This window comes from Paenibacillus sp. MER 180, assembly GCF_023713665.1.
Classification (GTDB): domain Bacteria; phylum Bacillota; class Bacilli; order Paenibacillales; family Paenibacillaceae; genus Paenibacillus_B; species Paenibacillus_B suaedae.
On record NZ_JAMAVT010000001.1, the window covers coordinates 549,302 to 570,810 of the forward strand.

General features: G+C 48.3%; 18 protein-coding genes. 2 read left to right on the forward strand and 16 right to left on the reverse strand.

From position 1 onward, the window contains the following. Positions 1 to 142: 142 nt before the first annotated feature. The 3 genes from M3661_RS02315 to M3661_RS02325 form a co-directional block, all read right to left on the reverse strand. Positions 143 to 3,142, reverse strand: a complete 3,000-nt coding sequence (locus tag M3661_RS02315; protein WP_251482016.1) for a YhgE/Pip domain-containing protein — start codon at positions 3,140 to 3,142, stop codon at positions 143 to 145. A gap of 39 nt (positions 3,143 to 3,181) precedes the next feature. Beyond that, positions 3,182 to 3,775, reverse strand: coding sequence for a TetR/AcrR family transcriptional regulator (locus M3661_RS02320; protein ID WP_251482019.1), 594 nt, complete (start codon positions 3,773 to 3,775; stop codon positions 3,182 to 3,184). Between the two features lie 302 nt (positions 3,776 to 4,077). After that, positions 4,078 to 4,821 (reverse strand): MBL fold metallo-hydrolase, encoded by a 744-nt coding sequence (locus tag M3661_RS02325; RefSeq protein ID WP_251482022.1) that lies wholly within the window; start codon positions 4,819 to 4,821, stop codon positions 4,078 to 4,080. A gap of 421 nt (positions 4,822 to 5,242) precedes the next feature. On the opposite strand from M3661_RS02325, the gene M3661_RS02330 reads away from it, so the two are divergent. Beyond that, positions 5,243 to 5,569: a YxeA family protein gene (locus tag M3661_RS02330; RefSeq protein WP_251482025.1), complete on the forward strand. Its 327-nt coding sequence runs from the start codon at positions 5,243 to 5,245 to the stop codon at positions 5,567 to 5,569. A 159-nt stretch (positions 5,570 to 5,728) separates the two neighbouring features. Here the strand turns inward: M3661_RS02330 and M3661_RS02335 are convergent, their stop codons facing one another. Together M3661_RS02335 and M3661_RS02340 are read right to left on the reverse strand one after the other, a co-directional pair. Continuing rightward, on the reverse strand, positions 5,729 to 5,899 hold the full coding sequence (locus M3661_RS02335) for a CxxH/CxxC protein (RefSeq protein ID WP_005545397.1): 171 nt from the start codon (positions 5,897 to 5,899) through the stop codon (positions 5,729 to 5,731). Between the two features lie 111 nt (positions 5,900 to 6,010). After that, a complete protein-coding gene (locus M3661_RS02340; RefSeq protein ID WP_065291075.1) occupies positions 6,011 to 7,255 on the reverse strand; it encodes a S1C family serine protease in 1,245 nt (414 codons plus the stop codon). Positions 7,256 to 7,498: 243 nt separating this feature from the next. Here M3661_RS02340 and M3661_RS02345 point away from each other — a divergent pair, with 243 nt between their 5' ends. Then, complete coding sequence (locus M3661_RS02345; protein ID WP_065291076.1) at positions 7,499 to 7,723, forward strand: hypothetical protein; 225 nt, start codon at positions 7,499 to 7,501, stop codon at positions 7,721 to 7,723. Here M3661_RS02345 and M3661_RS02350 read toward each other — a convergent pair. The 11 genes from M3661_RS02350 to M3661_RS02400 form a co-directional block, all read right to left on the reverse strand. Further along, complete coding sequence (locus tag M3661_RS02350; protein ID WP_251482028.1) at positions 7,677 to 8,498, reverse strand: MBL fold metallo-hydrolase; 822 nt, start codon at positions 8,496 to 8,498, stop codon at positions 7,677 to 7,679. The two genes, M3661_RS02345 and M3661_RS02350, sit on opposite strands and share 47 nt — an antisense overlap. Next, entirely contained in the window at positions 8,495 to 9,244 is a 750-nt protein-coding gene (gene yycI / locus M3661_RS02355; RefSeq protein WP_028533239.1) for a two-component system regulatory protein YycI, read from the reverse strand. Before yycI ends, M3661_RS02350 begins: the two co-directional genes overlap by 4 nt. 33 nt (positions 9,245 to 9,277) lie before the next feature. Beyond that, complete coding sequence (locus M3661_RS02360; RefSeq protein WP_251482031.1) at positions 9,278 to 10,597, reverse strand: YycH family regulatory protein; 1,320 nt, start codon at positions 10,595 to 10,597, stop codon at positions 9,278 to 9,280. Next, positions 10,591 to 12,381, reverse strand: coding sequence for a cell wall metabolism sensor histidine kinase WalK (gene walK, locus M3661_RS02365; RefSeq protein ID WP_397376485.1), 1,791 nt, complete (start codon positions 12,379 to 12,381; stop codon positions 10,591 to 10,593). Before walK ends, M3661_RS02360 begins: the two co-directional genes overlap by 7 nt. Positions 12,382 to 12,461: 80 nt before the next feature. Continuing rightward, on the reverse strand, positions 12,462 to 13,196 hold the full coding sequence (gene yycF, locus M3661_RS02370; RefSeq protein ID WP_065291080.1) for a response regulator YycF: 735 nt from the start codon (positions 13,194 to 13,196) through the stop codon (positions 12,462 to 12,464). Positions 13,197 to 13,405: 209 nt separating this feature from the next. After that, positions 13,406 to 14,941 carry a peptidoglycan DD-metalloendopeptidase family protein gene (locus tag M3661_RS02375; protein ID WP_065291081.1) on the reverse strand — a complete coding sequence of 512 codons (1,536 nt, stop codon included), beginning with the start codon at positions 14,939 to 14,941 and terminating at the stop codon, positions 13,406 to 13,408. A 314-nt stretch (positions 14,942 to 15,255) separates the two neighbouring features. After that, the gene (locus M3661_RS02380) at positions 15,256 to 16,050 is read right to left on the reverse strand and encodes a spore coat protein (protein ID WP_065291082.1); all 795 of its coding nucleotides are present in this window, start codon (positions 16,048 to 16,050) and stop codon (positions 15,256 to 15,258) included. A gap of 233 nt (positions 16,051 to 16,283) precedes the next feature. Beyond that, the gene (locus tag M3661_RS02385) at positions 16,284 to 17,567 is read right to left on the reverse strand and encodes an adenylosuccinate synthase (RefSeq protein WP_028533236.1); all 1,284 of its coding nucleotides are present in this window, start codon (positions 17,565 to 17,567) and stop codon (positions 16,284 to 16,286) included. A 174-nt stretch (positions 17,568 to 17,741) separates the two neighbouring features. Continuing rightward, positions 17,742 to 19,100 (reverse strand): replicative DNA helicase, encoded by a 1,359-nt coding sequence (dnaB, locus tag M3661_RS02390; RefSeq protein WP_251482037.1) that lies wholly within the window; start codon positions 19,098 to 19,100, stop codon positions 17,742 to 17,744. 1 nt (position 19,101) lies between these two features. Further along, complete coding sequence (gene rplI / locus M3661_RS02395) at positions 19,102 to 19,545, reverse strand: 50S ribosomal protein L9 (protein ID WP_021257532.1); 444 nt, start codon at positions 19,543 to 19,545, stop codon at positions 19,102 to 19,104. Further along, positions 19,542 to 21,500 (reverse strand): DHH family phosphoesterase, encoded by a 1,959-nt coding sequence (locus M3661_RS02400; protein WP_065291083.1) that lies wholly within the window; start codon positions 21,498 to 21,500, stop codon positions 19,542 to 19,544. Before M3661_RS02400 ends, rplI begins: the two co-directional genes overlap by 4 nt. Positions 21,501 to 21,509: the final 9 nt, after the last annotated feature.

Sequence of the window (21,509 nt, forward strand, 5' to 3'; positions counted from 1 at the left end):
TAACAAAATCGCTGCCTGATAACCCAGGCAGCGATTTTTATATAATCCATATAATGATTGCATAATACGACTATTTACCCTAATAAAACCTCTTACTGTTCCACTACAAGACTATTCGCCTGCAAATCTACAATCTACAAGCCTACAACAGCTTACTTTCCTTCGCTTTCTTCAAGAACTTATCGCTGTTCTTATTAATTGTCTTCTTCAAGCCTATACCAAGTACAAAGGCAATTCCGATATAGATCAATAGGATAAGTACATGCTTCGTTACAACATCCCATAGAATCCCCCCGACTGCCTCACGCATAATGCCTATTGCATGTGTGAACGGCAGGAACGGATTCAGCTTCTGGAAGAACTTCGGCGTCATTTGAATCGGGAATGTACCACCTGAGGCCGCCAATTGGAACACAAGCAATACAATGGACAACGCCTTACCTACATTACCGAATACCGATACCAACGTATAGACGATGCTGACGAATATAATACTGATGAAAATCCCGAACGCAAAGAACCAGAACTTGTGCACGACATAGGTTTTGAGCAGGAACATGTCGCCCAGTGTCACGATCATACTCTGACATATACCGATCGTCACAAAGGTCAGCCAGCGTCCGAAGTACACTTGGTAGCTCTTATAGTCATGCTTGTTCTCGATGTCTACAATCAGCATGGAGATGAGCAGCAAGCCGCCGACCCACAATGCCAATGTCGAGAAGAACGGTGACATCGCTGAACCGTAATTCGGTACAGGGAACAGTTCATGCTGATTAAGCAATACCGGCTCCGCGAAGAACTGGCTTTCCTTAGCCGCGTCCTTACGAAGCAAGTCAATGACTTGATCCAGATCACCTTTTTCTTCGAATTCACGGATTTTGGATGCAATATCTTTTACTTTCTTTTTGATTTCTGGGAATTTGTCACTGAATTCATCCAGTCCATCTTCCCCCGTGTGAATCTTGCCCTTCATATCAGCCAGTTGGGTCTCGACCTCTGGAATCATTGAGAACATTTCTTTTTTCACGTTCTTGATGAAATCCAAGCCTTTGCGAGAATCTTTGACACCCTTGTCGAAGGCAGGTACAACATCCGAATCGATCTTCCCGATTACTTTATCAATGGACGCGCTCGTATCCTTCGAGGAATCATATATCTTCTGCAGCGCATCTTTCGTCGGTTGATTCGCTTTGCCAGCCGCTTCACTCGCACGCTTCAGCATATCCGACAAATCTGCCAGTTTCCCTTTTACCTTATACATACTATCGGCGATGTCCGTAATGGCACCATCATCCACCGTTTGCTTCATTTTCTCAGTAGAGGTGATAAGCTTATCCGCAATATTCTGACCGTTGCTGATGTGCTTTTGTGCATTATTGATTTGATCGATTACCTTGTCCGCCGTATTGCGGTTCATGATCTTATCTGTCATTTCGATAACATTGCGAGTGCTGTCCTGCATCTTATCGATCATCTTCGAAGCATCACGATTCAATGCTTGCATATCCCCGCGGATCGTTTGGAATCGCGGCTTAATTCCATTATCATAATCGCTAATGAGCTGAGCAACGACCTCACTTGCTCTTGCTGCCGCTTCTGCTCCAATCTGTCTGCCACCAGCCAATCGCTCCTGCAGCAGTGTGAGCTTCGTCTCCATGCCCTTCAATTGAGCAATCAGCAGATCAGTGTCTATGCCTGTCACTTGAGCCAGCTTATTCAGCTGATCCTTGTACTTCTCTAAGGAGCCTAATGTGAGCTTCAACTGATTCGTCATATCCTCGACAGCTGCATTCAGCTTGTCGGTTAATGAAGCATCCGTCGCACTGCCCTGAATAAGCTTGTTGACGCGATCAACTTTCTCCTGCAGCTGACCGAGATGCTCTCGATACGTCTTGCCTAATCGTTCTGCATCATCGAATGCCTTCGATACCGTCGGCGCAACCTGTGAATTCAAGCTTGTTCTGGCTTTATCCAGAATCGAGTTGACTTCGATTGCCTTATTGCGAATATCCCTCAGCTTATCATCTGCAATCGACTTCGCAGACTCTACGGTTTTTTGTGCTTCATCCAGACGCGTCTTCAGATCCTCCGCGCCCTGCTTCGCGTCAGTCAAGGACGTGAGCACATTATCAAACAGACCATTATTCTTCAAATTCCGATCTACATCTTCAACCGTCGTAATGAGGCGCTGCAAGGAATTCATCCCAGACTCCACTTCGACACTCTTCTTGGCCAGCTCTGTCTCTACCTTGCCAAGATCGAAGTCAGAGTTCATGATATTCTCCACGACCTTCGATGTATCTGTTGCGACACCCTGAAGCTTCCGCAGATTGTCTTTGACAACCGGCACTTCCTTATGGAAGGAATCACTGCCCTTATCGAGCATATTCTCCGCATCTGTAATTACCGAATCCGGTCGGTTCTCGTAGCGCTTGATGACACGAATGGCAGACTCTGCCTTGCTAATGAAGTCCTTCGCCTTGATGATATCAACTTGGCCTGTCTTCATCAGCTTCTCGATCTCCGGCAGCTTCTCCTCCAATTTGAAGATGTTATCTCTAAGCTTCTTAATGTCCGGCTCATTCGTTTCAAGCTTAAGGCCGACATCATTGAAAATATCGAATATCGCTTTGTTCGCCGTCTCTACGAAGTTGCTGCTAATGTTCGACACCAGCGTCGAGGCTCCTGCCCCCGCAACCTTCGGCGAGATCGCGTTAATCTTTTCATTAATATAATAATCAAGCTGTGCCTTCTCTGGATGATCCGAGATGACGGATGAGATCTTCTCAGAGAAATCCTCTGGGATAACAATGGCTGCATAATAATCGCCATGATTGACCCCATTGATTGCCTCATCCTTCGTAACAAATCTCCAACCTAACTTCTCATTTTCCTTTAACTGTTCAATAACCTTTGCTCCAACATCAAGATCCTTGCCTTCTACCTTGGCGCCCTTATCCAAGTTCGCAACCGCAACCGATACATCCTTCGTATTGGAGTACGGATCCCATGACGGGAGAATGTTGAACCATGCATATAGGGAGGGCAGGATCACTACTGCTAAAATAACAATAATTGCAGCAGGATTTGTAATAATGTTGCGAAGATCCGTTTTATAAATGTGTAAGATGTTCTTCATCCCACTGCCACCACCGTTCTACTTATAATATGTAATGCGTTATCCAATTCTAGCAATCCCCTTCTGAGCTGCCCCATTCAGCAAATAGAATTCAAGCAAATGAGGAATTTGATCCTGATGAATAGCCTTCGCACGCTTCGGCCATTCCACTACAAGCGCTGCGTAAGTCTTAATAAATAGGAAAGCAGTCAGCTCAGCATCACAACTCTGCAGCTCGCCTGAATCAATAGCCAGCTCTACCTGCTCTTTCACAAAGTGCTGAAGCGCATCTTCCACCTTGCTCATCTCAGACATCACAATCTCGGTTCCCATCTCCCGCATCTCATGTGAGAGAATAACCATCATCTCATGCTTGGATCGGAATTCCAACACATTGTGCAGAGTACGGTGCAAATTCTCCGTGAAGGTTCTCTCTGTCTGAACGGATGACTGTGCAACTTCCAGTATGTCTTGAATGAATCTATTCATAATGGCTTCCAGCAGCTCCTCTTTTGTTGGGAAAAAACGATAAATCGTCCCCTTGCCCACATGTGCAAGTCTCGCTATCTGATCCATTGTACTGCCTTTATAACCATATAATGAAAATGACTGTGTTGCTGCCTCTATAATCCTCGTTCTTCGATCTACGATCATACGGATTCCTCCTTTCTGCAAAGAGGCGATTACGAACAGGTTCTAGAACTACAGAACTAAATGTGAATTTCGGTCACTCATTCTTGCTATTATACTTCCAGTAAAATGAATTTGCAAGAAACGACACCTTTTAGACACAAAAAAGCGCCCTATCTCATTGACAGAACGCTTGTAACCGTTTTCCTATGGGTAACTTGCATCCGTTTGTAAGTAGTTCGATAAAACACTACTACAAATCGAAATTTCTTTTTTCATCTATATTTATCTCCACATCGCTCATTGGCCACTCCACTTCGTCCATTCTATTTCACAGCGTTGCCGTTCATAGGTACCGCTCCCCACTTCCGTTCTGCTTCCTGAATGGCACGATCCATTTGAGATGTCGGCTTCATAAGCATCACTCCATGTCCTACTGCGAGTAGAGTAGGCTGTAACGCCCTCAACTTGATTGCGCTTGCCAGCGCAGCCTCGTTATTCCAAGTCGCCATAGCTGGGAATGGGAACAGCGGCTTAAGCATCCCCGATACTGCGATTCCTCCTCGAATTTGAAAAGCATCGCCAGCAATCAGCGCACCATCTCTCGTATCATAGAAGGCCATCATGCCTGGCGTGTGACCTGGTGCAAGCACGGTACGCAGAGATCCCACCATCTGACCGTCTTGAAGCAGAACATCCGGCTTCGTACGAATTGCCCCTTTCTTCGGCACATCTCCACGAATAGGCGTTGCTGCCTCACCATCTTCCAATGAGCAGTTCCCCTGCAGCAGCTTGGCATCACGCGCTGAAATCATCACCTTCGCATGAGGAAGCTCCTGCTTCAAGGCATCCAATGCTCCGATATGATCACCATGTGCATGAGTAAGCAAGATACGTGTAATTGGCTTTCCAATTTGCTTAGCCGCCTTCAAGATACGAGCAGCACTATAAGGAAGAGCAGCATCGACTAATGTCAGCTCATTCTCCTCTTCAACGAGATAACAATTCACAGGAAACAAGCGTGGCAGGAAAGACAGTTGGACAATATGACCTTGCTTACGCATACGCATGGATGACCATCCCTCTCTAACTAATGTTAATTACATAATAACTAATGATATTAGTTTTTGCAAGAAGGAATTTCCTCATCGTGTTAAAAATCATACCTGATTATGTATAAAGCTTACCGTGCATATTCAATTTACGATAGACGAATCTGTCGGTATCCCGATTATTTATCGTTTTCCACTATCCACATGTGGATAATTGTATTTTGCTACCCAAACGCCCCTTATCCACATATTCATCCACGTTATCACCAACCCTGCGCAGCATGTTCATAAGTTGTTCAATGCTCCCCTATTCACTCGCTTTTCCTTCACTTGCCACATGACAGAACTGTAAGGCTGTGTTGGGTAAATCGATTTGTCCTGTTCTTTGTTGCTGTTATGATAAATGCTAGAACTACGTAAACTCGGAGGTATCTGCATCATGAAGAGACTAATTGCTTTATTCGCAGTCATCACATTGTTTGCAAGCATTCTTGTCGGCTGTGACTACAATCGAAACGGCAAGCAGCAATATTATGTTCAAACCGTTGGCGATCCTAATGACAATGGGGAATATACCCTACCCGCATTCGATGAGAAAGGCAATGAGCTGAAGCTCACCTTTATGAAAACAGGGGAAAACCGCAAATTTAAAGAGCATGCGTTTTTACGCATATATGTAAAAGATACGGATCGTGTCACCGCCTACGAAGAAGTAAGCAAGGATGAGCTTCCTACTAAGGTGAAGGATAAGCTGAATATCAAATAATAACGAGCTTCATTTGATTCCATATGGAACAACGCAAAAAAACAAGGGCGCATCCCCACCTCGGGGGTGTGCCCTTGTTCTATACACGCAATTGAAGTGTATGAACGATTGTGCCCGAACCTTCATGAAACGGACAGGATCATTCATCCTACGACAAGATTACACGACTAGAAACTTCGCCTCTTGCTCGCAATCCATACAGCACTTGATTGGCCGTTCCCAATCACTGAATTCAACGCCATCCAGATCGACAACGTCGGGGGCATCTTCGAACTCATCTACAAAATTGTCAATTGCCAATTCTACATGCTCTTTACAGACTACGTACATGTCGTTCCCTCTTTCTCGCTTATCTTGCTGTCTTATTACGTCCATCATAACATAAATAGGCCCGGTACGGGTGAAGACATTTGATTTTCCCATCTTTGGATATCACTTAGTTTATCCGGCCTGCTGCGGCTTATCCTCAAGCTGCACAGTCGTCATCATCAGCTTGCCCTCGCGATAGAAGTGAACTTCCATCGTCTCGCCGACCTTCTTCTTCTCATATAAATATTTGCGCAGATCCCGGGTCTGACCGATCGTTTCATTATCGAAGCGGACAATCACATCATTCAGCTTCAGTCCTGCCTTCTTCGCCGGCCCCGTCGCCTCCAGTACAATAACTCCGTTCTTCACGTCTTGCGGAAGCTTCAGATCATTGCGCTGCTCCTCGGTAATCGGAGCATAAGGATTCGTCAGATCGACCGTATATACACCTAGGTAAGGCCGAATAACCTTGCCAGTCTTCATAATCTCGTCTACTACCGTCATCACTTCATTCGTAGGAATCGCAAATCCAAGGCCCTCAACGCCAGTCGTCGCGATCTTCATCGTATTGATGCCAATAACCTGCCCCTGCAAGTTCACGAGTGCGCCGCCGCTGTTGCCCTCATTAATTGCCGCATCCGTCTGAATGACCCTCTGCTCCCAGTCATATACACCATCCTGGTTCAAGGATACCGGGATAAGTCGATTCGTATAACTAACGATGCCAGCTGTCAGTGAACCGCCTAAGCCAAGTGGATTGCCGATTGCGACGACGGTTTCCCCGAGACGCAGACGGCGTGAATCGCCAATCTCCGCCACCGTGGATACACCTGCATCATCAATAAGAAGAACGGCAATATCCATTACCCGATCCTTGCCAATGAGTTCTGCATTTTTGCGCTGCCCGTTCGAGAGCACCACCTCTAGCTTATCCGCCCCCTGTACGACATGCTCATTCGTCAGGATGAACGCCTTGCCGTCATCGCGCTTAATGATGACCCCTGATCCTAGATTCGTGTCCTTCTCTTCATCAGCCTCTGCTGCCACTCGCTTCTGCTCATTGACAATGCTGACCACCGCAGGGCCAACCTTATCGGCTACAGTCACAATACGATCATAGGGATCAACCGTACCTGTGCGATTAATGGCCACAGGCTGTGTGACTGAACCTGTTCCCACAATCCAGCTATATAAAATAACGGCTGACAAGGCACTAATCACCGAGCTTACGATAGCCACTTGGACGGTGGACCACCTGCGGCCGGATTGAGTTGTCTTGCCCAGTGTCCATCCCGTTCCTGTCTCTCGCTCCTGCCATCTGCGCTTTACCTTGCCAGATACCTTTGTCGAGAAAAAATCATCATCAAACAAGCTCATCCGAACAACTCCCCTCAACCCTCCAACCGGGATCGATCCACGGGTTGAACCACTGCCTTCGCAGCATCATTACACCACGGAATGATATGGCTGAAAATCGTCAACACTATATATTAATGCACACTATGAGCTTGTCATGTAAAAGAATTGTACTAGATTTGCAAGCTTGTACATATTCTATCATACAAACAGGGAGTTGAGAGAAACAATCTCCCTCCCCTAAAAGAAAGGAGAACTAGATTTATGACGACTTCAAGCACAATCTGGTCAGACATCGACCTAGTCGGACAATTAGCTGATATGAAGGAAGATCAATACCGTCTCACCTTGGCTTTATCCACCCTCATGGAGCTTCTCGTGGAGAAAGGCTTGATTACGCAGGAAGATATCTCCCAGAAGGCCAACGATCTGGATAGATGGCTTACAGACGAACCACAGACTTCGCATGAACCGTATCCCATGCCGTAGGCTTGTCATAATACGTATCTCTTAATTGCAGTTCACTCTCTTTGTAAAAATGACCGTTGTCTTCCATGACTCCCTTCACAGTCATGCGGGCGAGATCCATCATATTATGATCCCGGCTTAAATGCGCCAAGTATACGCGGCGGGTATTACCCGTAGCAATCTCGCACAGCGCCTCGCCTGCCGCATCATTGGACAAGTGCCCCATATCTCCTAGAATCCGTCGCTTAATATTCCATGGATACCGCCCCATACGAAGCATCTCCGTATCATGGTTCGATTCCAGCACAAGTACATCCGAATCGATAATCTCATCTCGAACCTTATCGCTCATATAACCTAAATCCGTTGTCACACTCAGCTTTGTCTCGCCTTCATAGAACTTATAACCCACCGGCTCGGCAGCATCATGAGAGATACCGTATGATTCTATGCGCAGATCCCCGAAATCGCGCGCTTCCCCCGTTTGCATGACAATCCGATTTTCGTCTGCAATTTCACCTACATGCTTCTCTAGTGCTTCCCAGGTGTTCTCGTTGGCATAGATCGGCACGTTGTGCTTGCGTGAGAAGGCTCCAAGACCTTTGATGTGATCAGAATGCTCATGCGTGACGAATATGGCGTCAATCTGCTTGCCCGAGAGCCCCTGTTCCTCCAGGAGCTGCTCTGTCCGCTTGCAGCTTAGACCAACATCGATCATCACAGTTGCGTCTTCATTCTGAATGACCGTTGCATTGCCTGTTGATCCACTCGACAGTACTGAAAATCGCATACTCATCTATCGTTCTCCTTCTTTCCTTCTTGCGGAGTATCAATTGCTCCACTTATCGCATTCACATAATACACTTCATCATTTTCCAAGAGGATGCGCCAAGACGGCGCTGCCACCTGTGTATTGGCCGCATCGAATATTTGACCGTGGTAGCCAAGCTGCACATCCTTAACGACGGCCCCTGACATTAAGGCGCTCAATATCACATGCTCCAATGCTTGAGAAGCCGGCAAGATCTTCTGCTCCTTGCTCTCCTTAGCTTCAATCAACTCAACATACTGCTGCCGGAACCCCTTAATCTTCTGCTGGCTGTGTGCCAGCTCCAATGTCACTTCGAATATTGGCAGGCCATTAGGCAGCCGCTGATACAAGACGAATGTTCCATTTCTACCCGTCAACGGGTCATACCGGTACATCTCAATATGAGGAATATCCCCTTGCAGGGACTTGATCAAATCATTCTCCATAAATACGATCTTCGTATCCTGCGGCTGCTTGAGCGGTTCCATCTGATCGCCCCGCTTCACGAATCGGTACGTGATTTCACGTAAGGCGGGTGTCTCTGAAGGAATCTTGGCTGTAACTTGAATCTTTTTTACTTCCATCATCTTCTTCGCCGCATCAGACAGGGAGGTCCAATCCAGCTCGGAATGCATTTGGTCGCGTACCTCTTGCCAGAGCTGATAGCCCAGCACAATATTGAGCAGCAGAAAAGCATAGATCAATATATTCTTCGCCCGACCCCAATCCATTTGACTCCTCCCTTCTGAGATACGATCTTACGTTCATTTCTTAACAGATCCATCGAGCAATGCGGTCGTCCCATCCTTGTACTTTACCTGCCAAGCAGGCAGCAGCCGAACCGTCTCCTTCCCTAGCTCAGGGATATATACCGGGTCAACTCCTACGATTGGCTTCTCCTGACTGAGTGCATTCAATTTTTGAAGTAAGGCATCTCCAACCACCAGTTGTCGCATTTCCTTCTTCTCTGCACGCTGATGAAGTTGTACAAGAGAACGCTCATAACTCGTAACCGTACCCTCTTGCATCGTAACCTGCATATATCCGAACCGGAAGCGACTTGTATTGACAATCGGGTAAGAGCCCCAATATTGCTGGAATCGGAAGGCTGTCCCTAATCCACTGGTTGCTCCATTCAGCACATCCCTCTTCTCATTGTCCAGCAAGGTGACACGATATCTGCCATTCCAGCCTCCATGCTGGTTGATGAAGCGGACTGCTGCCGTGACATCAGAAGCAATATCCTGCTGCCCTTCCGTCTGCACGACAGGATCGGAGTAGATAAGCCATTGCAGGCCCCGATTCACTTCCAAGCCGCGCTTAACGTCGGTATAAATTTCGGAATTCCCAGTCTCTATATTTTTCGTAACGGTAGGATCATTGAACAGGCTGCGCTGCATCTGCTCTGCCGTAATTCGATCATAAGGAAGCGTAACCTCAAGCAGTTCAATCGGCTGTTCTGGAACATAATATGACCCGTTAACCAACTTATAAGGCGTCCAAGACCGTCCGAATTCGACCTGTTGCTTCACATCCTGCTCGGTCAAGTCTGCCCGGGTCGACTCATAGACAGCGTCCCCCTTCGCATTGAAGAAGAAGACGCGGACTTCCTTCGTATCCTTCGTCGTATACAGCCATATTCGACGAATACTCTCATTCATAAGCGAAGAATCATCACCGATCGGAAACACCTTCTGCAGCAGTTTCACTGGGATAGGCGCGTGGAAAAGCAGTTCCACTCCCTCATTCTCCTCGCGTATTCGATTCCAATCCACCGCAGAAAGCGAGCGGTATTGGAACCCATCATACGAGCGTCCCTGCAGACGTTTCACAATAATGTTATAGAACGTCATGCCTGGATATAGAATGGTATGCTTATTTCCTCCGAGATGAAGAACCAGCTGTTCCGGGAAGATTAGATTCTCTACCTTCTCCTCAGGCCCGAGCGGATCGGTCGTAATGTAGTCGCTGGTCGACTTTTTGCGTACATCGAAGTTCGGCATGCTATAGGCAAGGAAGAAGCTCTGCAGCAAGCTTAACAGCACAAGAAATGTTAGCAGCATCGTCTTAAATCGCTCTACCATTCGTCAGCCTCACTCCCTTCCGCCTTCATCGATGTCAACGGAAGCGAGAAGGTAATTTGCGTACCTGCGCCCCATTCCGACTCAATCCATATATCCCCACCATGCGTTCTCACAATTTCCCGGGCAATGGACAAGCCTAGTCCCGTACCGCCCATATTGCGCGAACGAGCCTTATCTACCCGATAGAATCGTTCAAATATTCGTTCCAAATCCTTCTGTGGAATGCCCAGCCCATTATCCTGCACTGATACATGAAGCATGCTGCGAGAAGAATCCAGAACCGCAACCAGCTTCACCTCGCCGCCGTCTGGCGTATACTTCACCGCATTGGACACAAGGTTATCCAGCAATTGATCGATCTGATCCCGATCGATCATCACTAAGCCTTCCATGCCAATGTCCGGATCAATGACAACTGACGCAGCAATTCCCTTATTGCGGAACTGGAAGGAGAATCGGTCGATGACATCCTCCAGCATCTCCGTCATATCCGTCACCTGCTTGCGCAGCTTCGCCTGCTTCGAATCAAGGCGCGACAGATGCAGCAAATCCGTAACGAGACGAATCATGCGCTCCGTCTCGTTCTGTATAACCCCAACGAAGCGCCCTGCAAGCTGCGGCTCTTCCAGCGCGCCGTCGCCTAATGCCTCAACATAGCTCTTAATCGTCGTCAGCGGCGTCCGCAGCTCATGTGACACGTTGGCTACGAACTCGCGGCGAGACTGCTCCAGCTTCTCCTGCTCCGTCACATCCTGCAGCACGACAATCGATCCTGTCATACCTTCCCCACGGCGATGAACCGGGGTGAAGGATATGCGCAGGATTGTCTCGCTATCTTCATCACCCTCATGTTCTTCTGTTCGAGGAAGCAGCATCCAGTTCAGCTTGCCGTCCACCATCTCATCGATCTGATCCTGCGGCACACGAAGCACCTCGGACATTGGACTGCCCTCAACCTCGCCTTGCTTGATATTGAGCAGCTTGCAAGCCCGTCTGTTGACGAGAATGACTTGACCCTGTTCATCAGTCGCGACAACGCCGTCACTCATATTCGTCAGAATGGATGCCAGCTTCTCCTTCTCTTCCTCATTCGCATTCAGCGCTTCCTGCAAGCGCCTCGTCATATAATTGAATGCCTCACTCAACTGGCCAATCTCATCGGTGCCCATCACAGGAACTTGTCCTGCGAAGTTCCCTTCCGCCACCTTCGTCGCCTGCTTGGTTATCTCTTTGATTGGCTGTGTAATGGTATGGGCTAGAATGACACCCAGTACGGCCGTCAACCCAAGTGCAATCGCCATCCCCGAGAGGAAGATCCGATTGATCCCCTCAATTGTTGCGTACAGCTCCTTCATTGATGCGACAATGTATAGGGCCCCGACAAGCTTCCCATTGGAGTAGACGGGCTTCGCCAGCACCTGCTTGCGCACATTGTCCTCATCAATGATAACTTCCTGGTTATCACGCATGCCCTGCAGGGCCCGATTCACTACTGTCTCTGTATTTTTGCGTCCTACATATTCCATATGGGTAGGCACAGATGTCGTCAATACCTTCCCGGTTACGTCCAATACCTGTATTTCCACGCCATTCATATTGATGAAGCTGCGCACGAACTTATTGAGCGTCTCCAGCGTCTGCTCATCGTCCAGCGTCTCATCGCCCTTCAGCGTCTGACCCGCGTAAATAGACATGAGCTCTGCTGTGTTCTGCAGCTCCTTCGTGAAGTTGGTCGTCTGCGTATGCTTCATCGAACTGACGAAGTAGACACCGATGAGCTGCATCGCAATTAGGATAAGCAGCACATAGATAATAATCAGCTTCGCCTGAATGGTGCGAAAAAATCGACCCAGCCCCCGCTTCACTAGAATCCTCCACTCCGCGGATTGCGCATCATATATCCCAATCCGCGCCGTGTAATGATATATTCCGGCTTGCTCGGATCATCCTCAATCTTCTCGCGCAGGCGGCGTATCGTTACATCCACCGTGCGCACATCTCCGAAATACTCATATCCCCACACTGCCTGCAGCAGGTGTTCGCGTGTCATGACCTTGCCAGCATTGCGCACCAAGTAGAACAGCAGTTCATACTCCCGATGCGTCAAATCCAGCATAGCTCCATTCTTATAGACTACATACATGTCCGTATCTATGAGCAGCTCATGCAGCTTCATGCCCTGCTTCTCTGCGGCAGATGTCTCGGCATCCTCTTCTGGATCCGGAGTAGAGACTTTGTTTTGGCGCCGCAAATGAGCCTTAACCCGGGCCAGCAGCTCTCTCGTGCTGAACGGCTTCGTCACATAGTCATCAGCTCCCATTTCCAAGCCTAATACCTTATCAAGCTCTGTGTCCTTCGCCGTCAGCATAATAATAGGCATATGCAAATGCTGACGCACCTCACGACACACATCCATCCCGTCCTTCACGGGCAGCATCAAGTCAAGAAGCATAAGATCCGGCTTCTCCGATATTGCCAAATCAACGGCAGCTCCCCCATCGAAGGCGCAGATGACCTCGTAGCCTTCCTTCTCCAAATTAAACTTTAAAATATCTGCAATCGGTTGTTCATCATCTACAACGAGAATTTTGCCGTACACGAATCCGCACCTCTCCCTCTACCTTCACATTTCCTGTCACGTACTAATACAGTCACAAATTCCGTTCTGCATGCAGCCAGTCCTTATGTCACTCTATTTTACCATAATTGTCTCTACATCCCGAACCCAAACGTTGGAGAAGACGGCATAACGCGGCAATCTAAATATAAAAAAGACGGGACATCCGATTCGTCCCGTCTAGCTTGCGTTTATAAGTATTTAAGAGGATTCTGCACTTCGTCATTTTTAATAATTTCGAAATGCAAATGTGTACCTGTGGAATCGCCCGTATTGCCCATTACGCCAATATCTTGACCCTTCTCCACAATATCGCCGGCATTAATATTAATTTTGCTCAGGTGGCCGTACAAGGTTTTGTACCCATTGCGATGGTTAACGATAATGCAATTGCCATACCCGTTCTTCACGCCCGCAAACAGTACGACGCCTTCATCAGCAGCCATAATCGAACGATCCGGGGATACCATGTCGATCCCTTTGTGCATGCGGCCCCAGCGCTTGCCGAATCCGCTTGTCAAGGTTGCACTGTTCACAGGCCAATCGAAGGAGCCTGTCCCTTCGCCGCGCACGACCTTCGTACCGCGAATGACAATCTCCGGAATGGCAGGCTCGACAACCTCTTGCTCAATCCATTCCTCGTGGGATAGCTTGCCGTTGTCCTTCACCAGGCGATAAGACATGCGCTTTAATCCTTGTTTGCCCTTGCGGACAACCTTGGACTCCCCAGAGCGCATATTCGGATCTTCCTTGATCATCTTCTGCGGTTCAGTCACCAAATACTCGCTATAAGCTTCAACCGTCTTCACGGTAATAAGCGGCTTCGTATCCGTCAAATTAAGAATTTGTCCATCCTGCAGACGTTCCTCCCCGACAGTCGGGTTGTTATGGTAGATCGCATCCATAGAGACATTCATCTTATTTGCAATTGAAGAAACGGTATCTCCTGCCCTCACAATATATTGGAGCTTATTCGTGAGGCCTGTCGTCAGCTTGCTAATCGCCTCATCCTGCGTCATCAGTTGGTCTGGGCTAATATTGGCATTTTCCGTGCTGACACGCTCGCGGAAACTAACAGATTCCAAGCGTGATACGGCTTTCGTGGCCTTTGCAGAGCGCATAGGCGCAGCTAATACGCGCACTTCCTTCGCATTCCCTTTGTTCGATGCAGATGGAGTGTACTTCGCCTTTACCTGCTTCAATATTTTCTCGGCCGTAGCCTCGTCATTCACATATCCGACTGTCACGCCGTTGATCTTCAGCTCTACACCCTCTGCATAAGCAGGTGTCAATTGATCGAGCTTCGCTAACGTTGCTTCCGTTGTCGGCTTCGCCTTGAATCCGGAATCCTCAATCGTTCGAATTCCCTCTCGATTTATCTTCATATGGGCATTCGGATACTTAGCCTGTTCCTTCTGGAGCCGAGCTGCATAATATTGCTCGACATCTTCTAGAGCAGACACCGTGCCCACCAGTTCATTCTGATGGTATACGTGATAAAAAGGTATCGTATTGGCTTGTACATAGGTAATGCCTCCCCATACTGCAGATGCAGCCAATGCCATGCCACTCATTGCGAATACAATCGTTCTTTTCCTCTTTGTCATCCATCGGGTTGCAGGATTCCTCGTCAACCGTTCCCGCCATGCAGCCGTCCATTGTTGCCATCGGTTGCGATCATTCATTTGTTCCTTTTCCTCCCGACGATTTCCGTTGAAACGTTCCATGATGGTCTCCTTTGCGAATACAATGCCTATATTCTCATACGTAATGTGATCTTTTTCTATGAAAATTTACAAAAGTTAACGTTTTGTCATCTTTTTTTAATGTACCATAGGTCGAAAGTACATTGCAACTTGACCGAATTCGTCATTCTTTGGACGTTGTTCATCCTTACACCCCTTACTTTCCCAAAACAAAAACGCGAAAATGTGATCTCCTTAGGAGATGGCCACTTTCGCGTTTATTATGCAATCCTTTTAATCGGTTTATTCAGCATATGTTCTCACAAAGATGTTCTTCGTGAAGCCTATGAATCAGACTACGGTGTTCCCGGGCTTTCTGTCTTGCTTTCCTTCGCATTTGATCCGTCTGTAGTGCTGGCAGTATCCTTCGCCTTCGTTTCTCCCACCATCCACTCCCTCATCTCCTTAAATTCCTCGTCATTCAGATGCTTCGCGAGAATCTGTTCGACTTCCATAACCTCACTGGAAGTTAGTCCCCCCTCCATTAAGGTAGAAATACGCTGCCAATCCTCTTGCGGGAGCTTCTTCATCAAGGTTGCGAAGATTTGATCCTTCTTCTCCTTCGACAACTCTTCCTTGCTCTTCGCTATCGCGTCAGGCGGCACTATAATCGCCTCCCGACCCTTCGATTCCTGACCGGATATTATGCCCCCCATCACCGGCAAAGCGCCATCAGGCGTTGGAGTTGATCCCCTTTCACTTTCATTTCCTCCAGCAGATGGGGATCCTGTCGTTCCGCCGCCATTCGTCTCAGTTGTTCCCTGCCCATTCCGATTCAATCCCGATTCCTGACTATTAGTAGTGATTCGCTCTGTATGGTTCCCGCTATTTCCCGTTATCCCATTCTGACTCGTACCTGTAGACTTATTATTTGATTGACTAGCCGTTTGTACATCAGAGCCAAGCAGAACACCCCACATGGAGGTCAGTGTCAGCGGCTTCCGTTCTATCGGGATATGGAAATTATTCAAGGCAGTCTGAATATATCGATCGACTACGATCGCTGTCGTTCCAACCGTTAATAAGCTAGATAATATACCTACGACCAATATCGTCATTGCTAACCGCATCACACGCCACACTAAGCGCATCTATACTACCTCCCAGCCAGCTCATGCTGTCACGCGAGGGCAATATGCCCTCCCTCGTGCCCGATTGCGTATAATAGAGTACTAGCAGCCTCTAATATGACTCTTCTTCCTCTATCTTGTATTCGGGATCCTTGCCGGCTCACAGTCATTTACTGCTTAGTATGCCCAATTATGTACAAAAAAAACGACTCTTCCCGAAGGAAAAGCCGTTTCGTTTCTATATCATGCTGCAATTAGCGGTAGATAGAACGCACTTGGTTCGTCTGCTCGCGGTTGCGGCCAACGGAGAAGATCGAGATCGGAATACCTGTCAGCTCCGATACGCGCTTCACATAGTTGCGTGTTGATTCAGGCAGTTCATCAAGCGTCTTGCAGCCTGTGATGTCTTCCGACCAGCCTGGCATTTCTTCATAAATTGCTTCGCACTTCGCAAGCATATCCAAGCTTGCTGGGTAGTGCTCGATAATCTCATCGCCGCACTTGTAAGCCGTACAGATCTTAACTGTCTCCAGTCCAGTCAATACATCAAGCGAGTTCAGGGACAAGCCTGTAATCCCGCTCACGCGACGGGCATGGCGTACGACGACACTGTCGAACCAGCCTACGCGACGTGCGCGGCCTGTTACTGTACCGTACTCATGGCCAGCTTCACGGATGAAGTCGCCTGTCTCATTGTTCAGCTCTGTTGGGAACGGACCATCACCTACGCGAGTCGTATAAGCCTTCGCTACGCCGATAACCTCTTCAATCTTGGATGGGCCAACACCAGAACCGATGCAGACACCGCCAGCTGTTGGGTTCGAAGAAGTAACGAACGGATACGTACCTTGGTCGATATCGAGCATAACGCCCTGCGCACCTTCGAACAATACCTTCTTGCCGTCATCGATTGCATCATTAAGTACAACCGAGGTATCAACCACATACTTGCGAATGAATTCTGCATATTCGAAGTATTCCTGCAACGTAGCTTCGATATCCAGCTCTTCGCCGCCGTACATTCTGATTAACTCGTTCTTCTCATTTGCCAAGTGGCGGAATTTCTTCTCGAATACATCCTTGTCGAGCAAGTCGACAATACGAATGCCGTTGCGAGCTGCTTTATCCATATAACAAGGTCCGATCCCTTTGCGGGTCGTTCCAATCTTGTTCGGGCCTTTGCGCTCTTCCTCCAGACCGTCCAGCACCATGTGATACGGCATGATGACATGCGCACGATCACTAATGCGAAGATTATCGGTAGAGAAACCATTTTCGTGAATATATTCAATCTCTTGGATTAGTGCCTTTGGATTGATGACCATACCATTACCGATTACACAAATTTTGTTTGTGTAGAAAATACCGGATGGAATCAGGCTCAGCTTATATTTCTTGTTATCAATCAAGATCGTGTGTCCCGCATTGTTACCACCTTGATAACGCGCAACCACGTCGGCGCTTTCGGCGAGGAAGTCAGTGATTTTCCCTTTCCCCTCGTCTCCCCATTGGGTTCCTACGACGACTACTGTAGACATATTCATACCCCCGTCGGGTGTTTACACACCGTTATTCACTGCTTTTTCAAGCATTCGCTCCAAGCAGCATACCTAGTTTATCAGTCAAATAGTGCAAAGTCAACGAAAAGCGAACGTTGATATCCGACCTTAACCAAATGTTCGGAAAACAACGTTCGCTTTCTTTTACGCTTATTATCCCGCAGAGGCGTCCTGATGATTCCTTTCGTAGCTGACGAATTTGTTGAAGTTCTTCAAGAACACCAACTCCACCGTACCTACTGGACCATTACGCTGCTTAGCGATAATAATTTCGATAATATTCTTTTTCTCCGTATCCTGATTGTAGTAATCATCACGGTACAAAAATGCAACAATATCAGCATCCTGCTCGATGGAACCCGATTCCCGAAGGTCGGACATCATCGGACGCTTATCCTGCCGCTGCTCTACGCCCCGGCTTAACTGGGACAAGGCAATAACAGGTACCTCAAGCTCACGCGCAATCTGCTTCAGTGTACGTGAAATCTCGGATACTTCCTGCTGGCGGTTCTCGCCTGGCTTGCCGCGTCCTTGAATCAGCTGCAAGTAATCGATCAGAATCATGCCAAGACCATGTTCCTTCTTAAGACGTCTGCACTTGGCACGGATATCCGCCACCGTTATCCCTGGTGTATCATCAATGTAGACCTCTGCCTCGGACAAGGCTGCGATGGACATCGTCAGCTTCTCCCAGTCATCATCCTCAAGCGCTCCTGTACGGAGTCGTCCTGCATCAACATTGGACTCAGCACAGACCATACGCTGTACAAGCTGTGCCGCGGACATCTCGAGACTAAATATCGCTACCGTCTCCTTCGCACGAACGCCAACATTCTGGGCTACGTTCAAGGCGAAGGCTGTCTTGCCGACAGACGGACGAGCAGCCACAATGACAAGGTCACTGCGCTGGAAACCCGATGTCATCTTATCCAAATCAGGGAAGCCTGATGGAATTCCGGTCGTCCCTCCGCCAGTCTGCTGGCTTAATGTCTCAACCTTATCATAGACTTCCATCAACACATCTTTAATCGCGATAAAGCCGCTCGAAGAGCGGCGATTCGAAATTTCTAAGATACGTCGTTCCGCATCGCTAAGCAATCCAGAGACATCCTCGCCGCCTGTATAGCCTTCACTTGCGATTTGCGTGGCAGTCCGAATGAGACGTCGCATCATTGACTTTTCTTCAATAATTTGCGCGTAATAATCGACGTTGGCTGCGGTTGGCACCGCATTGGCCAGTTTCGTCAAATAAGACACGCTGCCGACGTCTTCCAACTGCTGCTTATCCTTCAGCTTCGCTGTAAGCGTTACAAGGTCAATCGGCTGGTTGTCTTCGCCCAGCTCGATCATCGCCTCATAGATCATTTGATGGGCCGGATTGTAGAAGTCCTCGGACTGAATCCGCTCCATCGCCGTGATCATCGCTTCGGAGTGGAGCAATATTGCACCGAGAACGGCTTGCTCAGCCTCCAGGTTCTGCGGCGGAACACGATCGGCATACATCTCGTTCATTCTATTCCTCCGTTACGTGCACCTTCATCGTCGCCTTGACTTCAGGATGCAGCTTCACGGCTACATTCGTAAATCCTAGCGTACGAATCGGGTCATGCAGTTCGATTTTACGCTTATCTATTTTGATCTTCATGCCTGCAAGAGCTTCTGCAATCTGCTTTGATGTGATGGCACCGAACAGACGGCCGCCTTCACCAGCCTTCGCCTTCAACTCAACTGTTGTTTCTCCCAGCTTCGCTGCAAGCATTTCCGCATCTATCTTTTCTTGTTCCTTACGCTTATCTTCTGACTTCTTCTGTTGATCCAGGGTCTTAAGATTGCCGTCCGTCGCTGGACGAGCCAGTCCCTGCTTGATGAGGAAATTTTGAGCGTACCCTTCGGAAACCTCTTTGACTTGTCCTTTCTTGCCTTGTCCTTTTACATCCTGCAACAAGATGACTTTCATTCGAACAACCCCTCTTCTGCGTCGATTTCTTCCAGCACGCGCTTCAGCTTCGCTTCTGCCTCAACAAGCGTACCTTGCAATTGAGCTGCGGCATTCGTTAGATGTCCACCGCCGCCCAGCCGTTCCATAACGACCTGTACATTCATCTGGCCCAGCGAACGCGCGCTAATCCCGATGAGTCCGTCATTTCGCTCGCTGATAACGAACGAAGCGAGAACATCGGTCATATTTAATAGCGTATCAGCTACCTGTGCAATGAGCAACTGAGAAAATTTTCGTCCTGGCTCTGTAACCGCAATCGCAATATGTCCATACAGCATCTGTGCGTGGCGGATGACTTCCGCCTTCTGAATGTACTCATCCAGATCTTCTTTTAAGATACGCTGGATAAGCAGTGGGTCTGCACCTTGTCTGCGAAGGAAGCTTGCCGCATCGAATGTGCGCGAGCCTGTTCGCAGCGTGAAATACTTCGTATCTACCGTGATGCCTGCCAGCAATGCCGTTGCCTCCAGCATGCTGAGATTAATCCGATTATGGATATATTGCAGCAGTTCCGTAACGAGCTCAGCCGTAGAAGATGCATAGGGCTCCAAATAAACGAGAACCGCGTCATTAATGAACTCTTCGCCTCGGCGATGATGATCGATAATGACGATCCGATCCGATTGGAGCAGGCGCGGCTCTTCTACCATAGAAGCTTTGTGCGTGTCACATACAACCAAAAGGCTTGCTTCCGTAATCATTTCGATAGCTTCCGCTCGAGAGATGAACCTTGACCATAGAATTTCATCCTTCTTCAAATAGTCCACTAGACGATCGATCGAAGGATTGCTCTCTTCCAGCACGATATAGGCTTCAATTCCAAGCATACGGCATGCGTTCAGCACGCCAATCGACGATCCAATCGAATCCGTATCTGGATTCTTGTGCCCCATAATGAACACAGCGTCACTCTGCTTAATGAAGTCTCGAAGCGCGTGCGCGATAACCCGTGCGCGAACCCGAGTCCGTTTCTCTACCGCGTTCGATTTACCGCCATAGAACGATAATCGTTGTCCCATGCGAACCGCTACCTGATCTCCGCCACGGCCAAGTGCAATATCCAAGCTTGACTGTGCCAGCTGACCCAGTTCTGGGATACTGTCCGCGCCAGCTGCAATGCCCATACTGAGTGTTACTGGAAGCTTATTATCAAGCGTCGTCTCCCGAACCTCGTCAAGAATGACGAATCTCGTCTGCTCCAGTGCCTTCAGTGTCTGCACATCCATAATCATGAAGTGTCGATCAGAGGACAGCCGCTTCATCAATACACCATGCTCGCCTGCCCAGGACGTAATCTGTCCATTTACACGCGCGAGCAGGGCAGCCCGCTGCTGGTCGTCCAGCCCTTGGGTCGATTCCTCCAAGTTATCCATAATGACGACTCCGACTGCTATCCGTTCTTCGTCATAACGTTTGCGCAAGCTCCACAGGTCAGTAATGTCCGTAAAGTAGACAACCCGCTCCTCCGGCACAATATCCGCATGTACGATGCGCCCACCGATGAACAGTTCAGCGGAGCGATCCTTTTCTTTTCCCATATGAAGCTGTGGGAAGATATCCGTCAATTCCTCTCCAACTAACCCATCCTGTCCGGTTAGCTGAGATACATAAGGATTATGCCATTCTATGACACGATCCTCACGATACAAAAGGATGCCATACGGCAAGTCGACGATGGCCTCTTCCCCAGCCCGCTTTACTCGCAATCCAAGCGTTGATAAATACGACTCCGTCTCTTCCCGGAATTTACGTTCTGCCGTGAACGATGCCATAGCGAGCGCTGCAATACTGATCCATGCCAATACCCCGACTCCCCAGTTATACCAGGTCAGCACTAAGCTCATGGCGATCAATACAACGAATGTCCAGCTTGTATGCTTCGTATACCAACGTTGAAACAATAGTTTAGGCATGCCTTCTCA